Origin of the sequence: Rhizobium sp. L43, from assembly GCF_002531725.1 — a bacterium.
Taxonomy (GTDB): domain Bacteria; phylum Pseudomonadota; class Alphaproteobacteria; order Rhizobiales; family Rhizobiaceae; genus Rhizobium.
Genome location: NZ_NWSQ01000015.1, coordinates 109,832 through 122,570, shown reverse-complemented (window position 1 = coordinate 122,570; position 12,739 = coordinate 109,832). Strand labels below are relative to the sequence as shown.

The following is a 12,739-nucleotide window of genomic DNA, read 5'->3' as shown; positions in this document are numbered from 1 at the left end:
TATGACCATGTCAGACCGCAGCTTCACGACCATCGAAAATCAGTGGATCACCTTGAAGGACGGCACGCGGCTCGCCGCACGCATCTGGATGCCCGACGGCACGGAGAAGGATCCCGTGCCGGCGGTCTTCGAGTTCCTGCCCTATCGTAAGCGCGACGGGACAAGCCCGCGTGATGAATCCACCTACCCCGTCTTCGCTGCAGCCGGGATTGCCGGCGTGCGCGTCGATATCCGCGGATCGGGAGAATCCGACGGCGTCATCGATGGCGAATATACCGAGCGTGAGCTTGCCGATGCCTGCGAGCTCATTGCCTGGATTGCCGCGCAGCCCTGGTCGAACGGCGCGGTCGGCATGATGGGCATCTCATGGGGCGGGTTCAACAGCCTGCAGGTCGCAGCACTGCGTCCGCCGGGGCTGAAGGCCGTCATATCGATCGCCTCGACCGTCGACCGCTACAATGACGACATCCACTACAAGAACGGCTGCCATCTCTCCGCCCAGCTCTCGTGGGCGGCAACGATGCTCGGTTACCAGTCGCGCTCGCCCGACCCCGCACTCGTCGGCGAACGCTGGAAGGAGATGTGGCTGGAACGCCTGGCCGGCGAACCCTTCTTCATGGAAGAGTGGTTGAGCCACCAGCGGCGCGATGATTTTTGGCGTCATGGCTCGATCTCAGAGGATTTTTCGAGCGTGGAGATCCCCGCGCTGGTGATTGCCGGCTGGGCGGACGGCTACCGCAATACGCCGCTGATGGCAGTTGAAGGCCTGGGCGGCAAAGCCAAGGCGCTGATCGGCCCCTGGGTCCACAAATATCCGCACTTTGCCTGGCCGAAGCCGCGCACCGATTTCCATGGCGAAGCGATCGCCTGGTGGAACAGATGGCTGCGAGGCGAGAACAACGGCATCGACGGCTTGCCGCAGGCCCGCGCCTATATTCTCGACGCCGTCCGTCCTGCCCCGCGACGCGACAGCGATCCGGGCTTCTGGGTCGCCAAGGACGTCTGGTCGATGCCGCAGATGCAGTGCTTCTATGTCGAGCAATTCGGCAAGCTGACGGAAGGCATGCCGATCCCGCATGCGCCCGAACATTCCGTCTATCTCCGCTCTCCGCTCGACACCGGGACGGCATCAGGCGAATATTTCACGCTGAAGCCCGACGCCGAAATGGCGGTCGATCAGCGCTTGGACGATGCCGGCTCGCTGACCTTCGATACGATGCCGCTTGCTGGCGATTACGACTATCTCGGCCGACCCGTGCTGACGCTTGCGCTACGCTCCCGGGCAACCGGTGGGAACCTCTGTGCCCGGCTCGTCGACGTCCATCCGGACGGCACGGCAACGCGTGTCGCCTTCGGCGTCGTCAATCTTACCCACCGGGACGGCAATGCAGATCCCAAGCCGCTGATGCCAGGCGAGAGGGTGTCGATCCGCCTCGTGCTCGATGCCTGCGGTTATCGCTTCCGTAAGGGGCATCGCATCCGCCTTTCGCTTTCCACCGCCTATTGGCCGATGATCCTGCCGCCGCCTGATGACGAGGGCATCGAGGTCGATATCGCGGCACTCGGCCTGGGGCTGCCGATGCTCGGCGAGCACCAGAAGATCGACATCAAGGAACCGGCCAATCCCGATCCCCTGCCTAAATACATCGAGCACGCGGCGGCCGCGACGAAGCGGCAGGTCGTCCGCCATCTCTCGACCAATCGAACGGGTTATCACATCCACGAGGATACCGGACTTTACGAACACCCTGAGACAGGTCTCTCGACCCGCCAGCTGCGGGAGGAAATCTGGTCGATTTCACCCGACGATCCGCTGTCGATGACCGGGACGTCGACCTGGATCTGCGACATGCGCCGGGCGGAGTGGTTCGTGCGCACCGTTGCGACCGCGCGGATTGCTTGCACCAGGACCGAGTGGATCATCAGTGCCGTGGTGACCGCTTTTGAGGATGACGTGCAGATCTTCGAAAAGGACTTTGCGGAAAAGCGGATTGCGCGTGACCTAATGTGATCGTTAGAGCCTTTCCGGGTTAGATTGCAGCATTCTGTTGGCTCAAACGGAGTCGGGTGGTCGACCGGCCCGTTTCAGCCAACCCGAAGGGCCGGGCATCTTCCGCCAGGATCAAAGGCGATCGGCTCGGACGTACCAAGGGGTATGCCCATCGCCAATCGCCTTTGCCCTGACGAAAACCTGCTCCGGCAGAATGCTGCAATCTAACCCGGAAAGGCTCTAAGCCGCCGCGAAGTGCCGGACGGCCTCGCAAACGGCGCGGAAACCGTCGCCTGCGCCCTCGCTCATGTGGCGGGCGCGCAGCCAGGCATGCACCATCTGCGGCTCCTCCCGAAACCAGACCTCGACCCCTGCCGCTGCAAGCCGGGTGGCATAGTGCCGGCCATCGTCTCGGAGCGGATCGAAATGCGCGACGGTGATGAAGGCCGGCGGCAGCCCGGCAACCGAAGATGCACGCAGCGGTTCTGCGATCTCATTGCCTGCCGGCGCCTGCAGGATCTCGCGATAATAGGCGACATCGGCCGTCGTCAGGCCAGGCGCCTTAGCCATCTCCAGATAGGAGCCCGCATCGAGGTCACCGCCGAGCGCCGGATAGATCAAAACCTGGCCGACGATGCCGGATAGGTCCTCGTCGCGTGCCCGCAATGCGAGGCCCGCCGCCAGATTGCCGCCGGCGCTGTCGCCGATCAGCACGACTTTGTTGCCCGCGGAAAGCAGATGCTTCAACACCGCGAAGCCGTCATCCGTCTGCGCCGGCCAGCGAAATTCAGGCGCCAGCCGGTAATCGACGGAAACGAGTTCCGCACCGGCAAAATCGGCGATCTCGGCGCAGATGGCGTGATGGCTCTCCAGCGAACCGACGACGAAACCGCCGCCATGAAGATAGAGCAGAACGGTCCGCGTGTAGATTTTCCGCGGCCGGTAGCGCCGGATCGGGATGCGCTGGACCATGCCGTCCGCAAAGATCATATCAGGGGGCAGCGGGCGGTCGAAGCGTGCGCACAAAGCATCGTACCAATGCCGCTGCTGCTCGACCGGCGCTTCGACGGCGTCGGCGGGATAGAAGCTATCGCAAATCTCGAGAAATTGCAGGATGCCCTTTTCGGTGGGCACAGATGTGGGAGCGGACATGCAGGGTCCTTTCGATTTGGGACACGAAGATCCATGTCCCTGGCCGACTCTGCGCTTATCATGCGCCTTCGCGTCGGCGGCAATCTGTCTGGTCGCGACCCGAGGATGTCGCGACGCTTCATTATTTGCCCCTGCATTTCCAGGCTTCGCCGCCTTTTAAAAAAACTGATAATTTTTTCGTCGCCGACCCAAGGAAATCCATCGGAGAAACGTCTCAATCTCGAAATAGCATCGTGCTGGATGGCTTTGTGCGGGATGGCTTGGGGGTAGGTGCGCAATTGGATGCGGAGCTCATAGAACGAGCGCAGGGCGGCGACCGGGAGGCCTTCGGGCAACTGGTCTCGCGCCATTATGATTTCGTCCACGCGACGGCGTGGCGCTGGTCGGGCAGTTCCACGGATGCCGACGACATCGCCCAGGAGGTTTGCGTCAAGCTCGGCGCTGCCATCCGCAGCTTTCGCGGCGCCAGCCGCTTCAGGACCTGGCTCTATACGCTGACGCTCAACGCCGCCCGCGACCATAGGCGCAAGCTGGCCCGGGAAGAGCAGACATTCCGCGCTTACGCCGCCGAACCGCAGCCAGATGCACCTGGTGGAAATGACGACGAGCTGTCGAGCGAATTGTGGGCCGCCGTGCGCGCTTTGCCGGAAAGGCAATGCGACGCCGTGCTGCTGGTTTACGGCGAAGGCCTCAGCCATTCCGCGGCCGCCGATGTCATGGGCTGTTCGGAGGCGACCGTGTCCTGGCAGGTCCATGAGGCGCGCAAGAGGCTGAAAACAGTGCTCGGCAAGGAAGAGGTATGACCGTGGACAAGGAACTGGAAAAGCTCTCCCGCCTCACACCGCCGGCAGCCGATCCGGAGGCGCGCGCGCGCGCGCTTGCCGCGGCGATGCAGGCCTTCGACACCGCAGAAAATAATGCGCCGGCGCCCCAAGGAAGTGCGAAAGGCTGGCGTCAAAGCTCCATCATCAACTGGATATGGAGCCCTGCCATGAATAAGAAATTCCTCGCCGGTTCAGCCCTTGCGACGCTGCTCGTCATTCCCGCAGCCGGCTATCTCACAATCGAGCTGACCCGCAACCAACCGATCGTCGACCAGACCGAGATCGCCGGCAACCTTTCGCAAACCAATGCGCCGAAACCGGCCGAACCCGTCGCGGCCGCGCCTCGGCTTTACCCTGCGGAGACAGAAGAGAACCGGCCGGCTCAATCGTCTGCCGCCAACGGCGCGCAAGCCTTGCAGGACAAGGAGTCACAGCCCGCAAAGCCCGCAGCGGAGCAGCTCTCCGAATTCGATGCCGGCGAAATTGCCGCTCTCAAGAGCAAGTCGGAAGATTCCGCCGCGGCACTCGGGGGGGCCAAACCTGCTGCGCCGGCCGCTCCCGGCATGGCTGCTCAGGGACAGCTATTGGCCGAACCGATGGCCGCCGTCGCCCCCTCGCCTGTTCCACCTGAGGAAGGGCGCGTCGAGATTCAAGTCGAAGCTGATCGCGAACGCTTTGCCAATGCCGCGGCAAATCCGATCAAAAGTGTGGCGACGGATCCGGTTTCGACCTTCTCCGCCGATGTCGACAGCGCCTCCTATTCCTTCGTCCGCCGGTCGCTGACCGGCGGGGCGCTGCCCGATCCGCAATCGGTTCGCGTCGAGGAGATGATCAATTATTTCCCCTATGACTGGCCGGGTCCTGACAAAGCCGACCAGCCCTTCAAGGCGACGGTGACCGTGATGCCGACCCCGTGGAACCACGACACGGAACTGATGCATGTGGCGATCAAGGGCTATGACATCGCGCCGGCGACTGCGCCGCACGCCAATCTGGTCTTCCTGATCGACGTCTCGGGTTCGATGGACGAGCCGGACAAGCTGCCGCTTTTGAAGAGCGCCTTCCGTCTGCTGGTCAACAGGCTGAAACCCGACGATACCGTCTCGATCGTCACCTATGCCGGCAATGCCGGCACGGTGCTCGAGCCGACGCGGGTGGCGGAGAAATCGAAGATCCTATCGGCAATCGACAAGTTGGAGCCGGGCGGCTCGACCGGCGGCGCCGAAGGCATCGAGGCGGCCTATGATCTTGCCAAACAGGCCTTCGTCAAGGACGGCGTCAACCGGGTGATGCTGGCGACCGATGGCGACTTCAATGTCGGCCCGTCGAGCGACGAGGACTTGAAGCGCATCATCGAAGAGAAGCGCAAGGACGGCATCTTCCTGACCGTTCTCGGTTTCGGGCGCGGCAATCTCAACGATTCGCTGATGCAGACGCTGGCCCAGAACGGCAATGGCAGTGCGGCCTATATCGACACTTTGGCGGAGGCGCAGAAGACGCTGGTCGAAGAAGCCGGCTCGACGCTGTTTCCGATCGCCAAGGACGTCAAGTTCCAGGTCGAGTTCAACCCGGAACGGATCGCCGAATACCGGCTGATCGGCTACGAGACGCGGGCGCTCAACCGTGAGGATTTCAACAATGACCGTGTCGACGCCGGCGATATCGGCTCCGGCCACAGCGTCACGGCAATCTACGAGATCACGCCGAAGGGAAGTCCCGCGGTGATGAATGACGACCTGCGTTACGGCACGGCCGACAAGGCGCCCGCCGCGACATCGGATAGTGCGCATGGAGGCGAGCTTGCCTTCGTCAAGATGCGCTACAAGCGGCCGGGCGAAGACAAGAGCGCCCTCATCACCACGCCCGTCGGTGACGGCAACACGGTCGCCACCGTCGATGCGGCGCCGCAGGATGTCCGTTTCTCGGTGGCCGTCGCCGCCTTCGGCCAGAAACTGAGCCGCATCGCCGCCGTCGATGCCTATTCCTATCAGGCGATTGCCGATCTCGCCGCGGCATCGCGGGGAACGGACACCTTCGGCTACCGGTCGGATTTCCTCGGCCTCATCAGGCTGGCGGACGGCCTCAGCCAGCGGTGAAGACTGATCGATCGTCAGTTCCCGAGGAGAGGCTGCCTGGAAGGGCAGCCTCTCCTCGGCGATTACCCGGGCCTCGAGCCGTTGGCGGTGAGATAAACAGCGTAGAGAGACGTGGTCGCGGTGATGAAGAGGCGGCTCAGTTTCTCGCCTGCGAAAGCGACATTGGAAACGATCTCCGGAATATGGATCTTGCCGAGCAGGGTGCCATCCGGGTCATAGGCGTGCACGCCGTCGGCGGCGCTCGTCCATATCCTTCCCTTCCGGTCGACGCGAAAGCCATCGAAAAAGCCTGAGGTGCATTCGGCGAAAACGCCGAGATCGGTCAGCTTTCCATCGCCTGATACTGCGAGCTTTCTTATATGCCGAGGACCGCCCGGCAGGTGCGAGGCCCCGGTGTCGGCAATGTAGAGAAGGGTCTCGTCAGGGGAGAAAGCCAACCCGTTCGGCTTGACGAAATCGGAGGTCATCTGCTCGGTCGTGCCTGTTGCCGGATCATGCCGGTAGACATGGCATCCGCCGATTTCCTCTTCGCCGTAATCGCCCTCATAATCGTGGAGGATGCCGTAGCTCGGGTCGGTGAACCAGATCGTCCCGTCGGATCTGACGGTGACGTCGTTCGGAGAATTCAGCCTTTTGCCGGCAATGCGATCGGCCAGCACGGTAATCCCGCCGTCGAAATCCGTCCGCGTGACCCGGCGCGTCAGATGCTCGCAGGTGACAAGCCGTCCCTGATTATCGACCGTATTGCCGTTCGAGTTGTTGCTGGGCGAGCGGAACACCGAGGTCTGCCCGCTGGTGTCGTCGTAGCGCATCATGCGATTGTTGGGGATATCCGAGAAGACCAGATACCGTCCGGCGGCGAACCAGGCCGGCCCCTCCAGCCAGCGGCCGCCCGTCCAAAGCCGCTCGACGCGGGCATGGCCGACGAAGCAGTTTTCAAAGCGCGGGTCGAGAATCTCAAACCCCGTACCCTCGATTTCTCCGAACATGATGCTCCCTCACCTCGAATTGTTATCGATACCATTCTGCCCTGTTTTGCGCTCATCGTACAGAGATCGGCGGACTGTGGAACGATGCAGTGCCGCAATAATATCGATTGTGCGATGATAGCGATAACTTTATCGTGTCCCGAGTTGCCCAACTCGGAAGCTGATTGAAAGCGGAGCCCAGTGAAAAACGAGGATGAGCCAAAAGATAAGCGTCTCAAGGGAGGAGACGCCCAGAAGCTGACGATGGCTGAGGTCGCCAAATATGTCGGCGTCTCGGCCATGACCGTTTCGCGCGCCTTTCGGCAGGATGCCAGCGTTTCCGAAGAGACCCGCAAGCGCATCATGGAGGCGGTCGACGCGCTGGGTTATGTGCTCGACCTTTCGGCCGGCAGTCTTTCCTCGCGGCGCAGCGGCTTCATCGCGGCGCTGGTGCCCTCCATCAACAATTCGAATTTTTCCGACACCGCGCGCGGCATTACCGATGCGCTTGAGAATACCGGCCTGCAGCTTCTGCTCGGCTATACCGACTATTCCGCCGAGAAAGAAGAAAAGCTGATCGAGGCGATGCTGCGCCGCCGCCCCGAAGGCGTCATCCTGACAGGCGGTTCGCACACCGATCGCGCCCGGCGCATGCTTGATAAGGCCGGCATTCCGGTGGTTGAAACCTGGGAAATTCCGGAGGAGCCGATCAATCACGTCGTCGGCTTTTCCAACAGCGAGGCGATGTCCCTGCTGGTGCGCACACTTGCCAGTCAGGGCTATCGGAGGTTCGGCTATATCGGCGGTACGACGGCGCGCGATACGCGCGGCAGCCAGCGGCGAAGCGGTTTCCTGAAGACTGTCGAAGAACTGGGCTTGGGACCGGGCCGGGCGATTTCCTTCGGCGTGCCGCCGATCACCATGGAACAGGGCGGCCAGGCGGTGGTGAGCCTCCTGGAGCGCTGGCCGGACACGGAAGTGGTTCTCTGCGTCTCCGACCTTTCCGCCTTCGGTGCGATCATGGAATGCAAGCGCAGGGGAATGAACGTGCCGGGTGATATCGCCATTGCCGGCTTCGGCGATTACGAGATCTCGTCGATCTGTCATCCCAGCATCACCACCATCAATGTCGACTGTTACGGCATCGGCCGACAGGCCGCCGCCCGCCTGCTGGATGCCCTGCAGGGCAGCGGCGAGGCGACCGGCGACGAGATGACATTGACCGGCTACAAGGTTGTCCTGCGCGAAAGCACGGACCGCGGCGGCGCCCGATAGCTGGCGACAACATCAAAAGGCGATCTGCACCTTCATCGACTTGCTGCGATCGCCTGCCAGTTCGAAGGCGGCGACGGCCTCGTCGATGGTAAAAACCCCTGTCAGCAGCGGTTTCAGATCGACGCGACGGGCGTTGATCAGTTCGACGGCGAGCGCAAATTCCTCGTGAAAGCGGAACGTGCCGCGCATCTCGATTTCTTTCGCAACGATCATGTTCTGCGGAATGGAGACGTCGCCGCCAAGGCCGAGTTGCACGAGAACGGCGCGGGGCTTCAGCGCCTCCAGGCCCGCGCGCACCGCCCGTTCATTGCCCGACGCCTCGAACATGACGTCGAAATATCCCTTGTCGGCGCCGTAAGCGGCAAGGTCGGCAGCATTCGTCGCAACATTGATCGTGCGATCGGCGCCGCTGGTGCGGGCGATCGCCAGAACGCTGTCGGTCACATCGGTGGCGACGATCTCGCGGGCGCCGAGGACGCGGGCCGCAACGATCGCCAGCATGCCGATCGGGCCGCACCCGGTGACGAGCACCCGTTTGCCGAGCAGCGATCCGGCGCGGTTGGCCGCATGCAGCGTCACCGCAAAGGGTTCGGCGAAGGCGGCCTCGTGGATGGAAATGCCATCGGCGACCTTGTGGCATTGCCAGCGCTCCGCCACCAGCCGCTGGCGAAAGCCGCCCTGAATATGCGGCATCGGCATGGCGCTGCCGTAAAACCGCATGTTGAGGCAGTGGTTCTGCTGTCCCTTCAGGCAATATTGGCAATGGCTGCACGGCCGGCTCGGCGAAACCGCGACACGGTCGCCGACGGCAAGGTCGCTCACACCGGCACCCAGCGCCTTGACGGTGCCGGCGATCTCATGGCCGAGGATCATCGGTTCGCGCAGGCGAACGGTGCCGAAACCGCCGTGATTGTAATAATGCAGGTCGGAGCCGCAAATGCCGCCGGCTTCGATGGCGATCTCCACCTGCCCCTCTCCCGCAACCTCCGGCTCGCGCTCTTCGATCCTCAGATCCTTGGCGGCATGAATGACGATGGCTTTCATATCGAAACCCTCACACGACGGGAGTTGGAAGCGCGTTGCCGGCAAAATGCGCGGCGAGATTGTCTCTGACCAGCTGGCCCATGGCTTTGCGGGTCTCGACGGTACCCGAGCCATGATGGGGCTGCAACACCACGTTTTGGAGCGTCAGGAAACGCGCATCGATCTTCGGTTCGTTCAGGAACACGTCGAGGCCGGCGGCCTGGATGGTGCCGTCCTGAAGGCCTGCGATCAGCGCCTCTTCGTCGACGGTCGTTCCGCGCGAAACATTGATCAACATGCCGTTGGGACCGAGCGCTTTGAGCACATCGGCGTTGATGATCTTCAGGGTCGCCTGCCCGCCGGGGACGATGACGATCAGAAAATCGGCCCAATCGGCCAGTGCGACCAGGTCCGGCTGGTAGGCGTAGGCAACATCGGTATGCTCATTGCGGGCGAAATAGGAGATGTCGCAGCCGAAAGCGGCAGCCCGCTTGGCGATCGCCTTGCCGATCCGCCCCATGCCGGCCAGTCCGACCTTCTTGCCGGAGACCCGCGTCACCAGCGGCATGGCGACATTGCCCCACTGGCCGGCGCGGACGAAAACGTCGGCCTGCGGGATCTGCCGCGCTGTGGCAAGCAGCAGTCCGATGGCGATATCGGCGACATCTTCGGTCAGCACGTCGGGGGTATTGGTGACGCGAATACCGTTGGCGCGGGCATAGGAGAGGTCGATGGCGTCGGTGCCGACGCCGTAACAGGAGACGATTTCCAGTTTCGGCAATTGCTTCATCAGCTCGGCGGAGGCGCCGAGTTCGCCGCGGGTTGCGATGGCGCGAATATCCTGGCCGACCCTTGCGATCAGTTCCTGCCGGTCTGCCGCTTCCCACAGGCGGTGAACGCGATACTTCGCCTCCAGATCGACCATGTCCCATTCCGGATAGGCTCCGGCCATCAAGATCTCTACCTCAGGCATTCCGTCTCCGTCCCGCATTTTGACAGTTGATTATGTTATCGATAACATATAATTCGGAAAAGCGATGTCAAGTGAGTTTCACCGCGAGTGGCGGTATAAGGCGTCATTCGCAGCGACACCGGAGGAGTTATCCGCATGAAGAACCTGTTTGATCTTACCGGGCGGCTTGCCCTGATCACCGGCTCGAGCCAGGGGATCGGTTATGCGCTGGCCGAGGGCCTGGCGCAGCATGGCGCCGAGGTCGTCATCAACGGCCGCACGCCCGAAAGCGTCAAACGCGCAGTCGAGAGTCTCAAGGCTCAAGGCCTGTCTGCCCATGCGGCCATCTTCGACGTGACCAGCAAGGATGATGCCGCGCAGGGTATTGCCGCGATCGAAGCCGATATCGGGCCGCTCGACATCCTGATCAACAATGCCGGCATGCAGTTTCGCACGCCGCTGGAAGACTTCCCGGCGGATAAATGGGAGCTGTTGCTGACCACCAATATTTCGAGCGTGTTTTACGTCGGCCAGGCGGCCGCCAAAGCCATGATCGCCCGCGGCCAGGGCAAGATCATCAATATCGCCTCGGTGCAGAGCGAGCTGGCGCGTCCCGGCATTGCCCCTTACACGGCGACCAAGGGCGCGGTGCGCAATCTGACCCGCGGCATGTGCGCCGACTGGGCCAAGCACGGCCTGCAGATCAACGCGATCGCGCCGGGCTATTTCAAGACGCCGCTCAACCAGGCGCTCGTCGACAATCCCGAATTCTCCTCCTGGCTGGAGAAGCGGACGCCGGCCGGACGCTGGGGCAATGTCGAGGAACTGGTGGGTGCCGCCGTTTTCCTGGCAGGCCGCGGTTCGTCCTTCATCAACGGTCATACGCTTTATGTCGACGGCGGCATCACCACCTGCCTCTGACAGAGGTGCGACGATGGACTTCGAGCAAAAGACATCGCCTCTGGCCGTCGTCGTCATGGGCGTCAGCGGCTGCGGCAAATCCTCGGTTGGAGCGCGCATCGCCGCGCAAAACGGCGTGCCGTTTCTGGAGGGCGACCAGCTCCACCCGGCTGCCAATGTCGAGAAGATGGCCAAGGGCATCCCGCTCACCGACGACGACCGTCTGCCCTGGCTCGACCGGATCGGCGCGGAAATAAAGACCGCGCAAAAGGCGTCGCAAGGATTGGTGATTTCCTGTTCGGCGCTGAAGAAAAGCTATCGGGACAGGCTGCGGCAGGCGGCGGGCGGGCACCTCGCCTTTGTTTTCCTGGAGGGATCCCGCGACCTGCTATTGTCGCGGATGCAAGCCCGCCAGGGCCATTTTATGCCGGCATCGCTGCTCGACAGCCAGTTGCAGACGCTGGAGCAGCCGACCGGTGAAGCTGGCGTGGTGACGGTGGCGATCGATATGTCTTTGGATGATATGGTGGCGCTGGCTTGTGAGGGGCTGAGAGGCGCGGCCATCAAGGGAGGTTTTCATGCAGGATGATAATAGAGCGGATGTCGCCGTCATCGGCGCCGGCATCATGGGAACGGCGATCGTCATGCGACTGATCGAAACCGGCCACAAAGTATCTGTCTTCGATCTCGATGCCGAAAAGGTCGCGGCATTGGCAGCCAAGGGCGCCCACGCGGCAAGCTCGGTGGCAAACGCCGTCTCGGCATCGGAATTTTGCGTGCTCAGCCTCAACCACGCCAACATCGTCCGCGCCGTCGTCTTCGGCGAACAGGGTGTTGCGGCGGCGGCAAGCGCCGACAAGCTGCTGATCGACATGTCCTCCATCGACCCCGCCGAGACGGCCGACATGGCGAAGCGGCTGCGTGGGGAAACGGGCATGGCATGGGTGGATTGCCCGCTTTCGGGCGGCGTGCCCGGCGCGCTCGGCGGAAAGCTGACGATCATGGCCGGCGGCAGCCCCGAGGATTTCGAACGGGCGCGCGTGGTGATGCGGCATCTTGCCGCCAATTATACGCTGATGGGCGCATCCGGCGCCGGGCAGACCACCAAGCTGATCAATCAGCTGTTCTGCGCCGTGCTGTTCCAGGCGGTCGCGGAAGCCGTCAAGCTCGCGGAAGCCGGCGGCGTCGATCCCTCGGCCATCCCGGCCGCTCTTGCCGGCGGCAGGGCGGACAGCCGGATATTGCAGGAATTCATGGCAAAATTCGCCGCCCGGGACTTCTCGCCGACCGGCAGGATCGACAACATGCTGAAGGACCTGGATTCGCTTCAGGCCTTTGCATTGAAGACCAAGACGCCGCTGCCGATGACGGGCGCGGTGGTGGAGATTCACCGCCTGCTCTGCGCTGCCGGCCTCGGGCCGAAGGACTCCGCCGAGATGATGCGTCTCCTCGACGGATTTTGCGCCGACTGACGCCAATTTCAGGCGTTCGGGATTGTTATTTTCCGCTTGACTATTTCGGAATGTTATCGATAACATCTCTTCACGACGACAGCTGCA

At 62.6% G+C, this 12,739-nt stretch carries 11 protein-coding genes; 7 read left to right on the top strand and 4 right to left on the bottom strand.

From position 1 onward, the window contains the following. Positions 1–7 precede the first annotated feature (7 nt). Positions 8–2,011, top strand: coding sequence for a CocE/NonD family hydrolase (locus tag CO667_RS20615; protein ID WP_097620119.1), 2,004 nt, complete (start codon positions 8–10; stop codon positions 2,009–2,011). A 219-nt stretch (positions 2,012–2,230) separates the two neighbouring features. Here CO667_RS20615 and CO667_RS20605 read toward each other — a convergent pair whose 3' ends face one another. Then, a complete protein-coding gene (locus CO667_RS20605; protein WP_097620118.1) occupies positions 2,231–3,142 on the bottom strand; it encodes an alpha/beta hydrolase in 912 nt (303 codons plus the stop codon). Positions 3,143–3,420: 278 nt separating this feature from the next. Between CO667_RS20605 and CO667_RS20600 the strand changes: the two genes are divergently transcribed. Continuing rightward, entirely contained in the window at positions 3,421–3,945 is a 525-nt protein-coding gene (locus CO667_RS20600) for an RNA polymerase sigma factor (protein ID WP_097620117.1), read from the top strand. Further along, the gene (locus CO667_RS20595) at positions 3,942–6,062 is read left to right on the top strand and encodes a VWA domain-containing protein (protein WP_097620116.1); all 2,121 of its coding nucleotides are present in this window, start codon (positions 3,942–3,944) and stop codon (positions 6,060–6,062) included. Before CO667_RS20600 ends, CO667_RS20595 begins: the two co-directional genes overlap by 4 nt. Positions 6,063–6,124: 62 nt before the next feature. Here CO667_RS20595 and CO667_RS20590 read toward each other — a convergent pair whose 3' ends face one another. After that, positions 6,125–7,051: an SMP-30/gluconolactonase/LRE family protein gene (locus tag CO667_RS20590; RefSeq protein WP_097620115.1), complete on the bottom strand. Its 927-nt coding sequence runs from the start codon at positions 7,049–7,051 to the stop codon at positions 6,125–6,127. A gap of 180 nt (positions 7,052–7,231) precedes the next feature. Between CO667_RS20590 and CO667_RS20585 the strand changes: the two genes are divergently transcribed. Then, positions 7,232–8,305, top strand: a complete 1,074-nt coding sequence (locus CO667_RS20585) for a LacI family DNA-binding transcriptional regulator (RefSeq protein ID WP_097620114.1) — start codon at positions 7,232–7,234, stop codon at positions 8,303–8,305. 12 nt (positions 8,306–8,317) lie between these two features. Here the strand turns inward: CO667_RS20585 and CO667_RS20580 are convergent, their stop codons facing one another. Continuing rightward, on the bottom strand, positions 8,318–9,349 hold the full coding sequence (locus CO667_RS20580; protein WP_097620113.1) for an L-idonate 5-dehydrogenase: 1,032 nt from the start codon (positions 9,347–9,349) through the stop codon (positions 8,318–8,320). 10 nt (positions 9,350–9,359) lie between these two features. Beyond that, positions 9,360–10,301 carry a 2-hydroxyacid dehydrogenase gene (locus CO667_RS20575; protein ID WP_097620112.1) on the bottom strand — a complete coding sequence of 314 codons (942 nt, stop codon included), beginning with the start codon at positions 10,299–10,301 and terminating at the stop codon, positions 9,360–9,362. Positions 10,302–10,436: 135 nt separating this feature from the next. On the opposite strand from CO667_RS20575, the gene CO667_RS20570 reads away from it, so the two are divergent. From CO667_RS20570 to CO667_RS20560, 3 genes are read left to right on the top strand one after another with little or no spacing between them, the layout of a single operon-like run. Next, on the top strand, positions 10,437–11,201 hold the full coding sequence (locus CO667_RS20570; protein ID WP_097620111.1) for an SDR family oxidoreductase: 765 nt from the start codon (positions 10,437–10,439) through the stop codon (positions 11,199–11,201). 13 nt (positions 11,202–11,214) lie between these two features. Continuing rightward, positions 11,215–11,769 (top strand): gluconokinase, encoded by a 555-nt coding sequence (locus CO667_RS20565; protein WP_097620110.1) that lies wholly within the window; start codon positions 11,215–11,217, stop codon positions 11,767–11,769. Then, complete coding sequence (locus tag CO667_RS20560; protein WP_097620109.1) at positions 11,759–12,652, top strand: NAD(P)-dependent oxidoreductase; 894 nt, start codon at positions 11,759–11,761, stop codon at positions 12,650–12,652. The genes CO667_RS20565 and CO667_RS20560 overlap by 11 nt, the downstream gene beginning before the upstream one ends. Positions 12,653–12,739 lie beyond the last annotated feature (87 nt).

What these genes read in the sequence shown, in the direction of transcription:
- CO667_RS20615 (WP_097620119.1), top strand. Translation starts at nt 8, where the DNA reads ATGTCAGACCGCAGCTTCACGACCATCGAAAATCAGTGGATCACCTTG.
- CO667_RS20605 (WP_097620118.1), bottom strand. Translation starts at nt 3,142, where the DNA reads ATGTCCGCTCCCACATCTGTGCCCACCGAAAAGGGCATCCTGCAATTT.
- CO667_RS20595 (WP_097620116.1), top strand. Translation starts at nt 3,942, where the DNA reads ATGACCGTGGACAAGGAACTGGAAAAGCTCTCCCGCCTCACACCGCCG.
- CO667_RS20590 (WP_097620115.1), bottom strand. Translation starts at nt 7,051, where the DNA reads ATGTTCGGAGAAATCGAGGGTACGGGGTTTGAGATTCTCGACCCGCGC.
- CO667_RS20580 (WP_097620113.1), bottom strand. Translation starts at nt 9,349, where the DNA reads ATGAAAGCCATCGTCATTCATGCCGCCAAGGATCTGAGGATCGAAGAG.
- CO667_RS20575 (WP_097620112.1), bottom strand. Translation starts at nt 10,301, where the DNA reads ATGCCTGAGGTAGAGATCTTGATGGCCGGAGCCTATCCGGAATGGGAC.
- CO667_RS20570 (WP_097620111.1), top strand. Translation starts at nt 10,437, where the DNA reads ATGAAGAACCTGTTTGATCTTACCGGGCGGCTTGCCCTGATCACCGGC.
- CO667_RS20565 (WP_097620110.1), top strand. Translation starts at nt 11,215, where the DNA reads ATGGACTTCGAGCAAAAGACATCGCCTCTGGCCGTCGTCGTCATGGGC.
- CO667_RS20560 (WP_097620109.1), top strand. Translation starts at nt 11,759, where the DNA reads ATGCAGGATGATAATAGAGCGGATGTCGCCGTCATCGGCGCCGGCATC.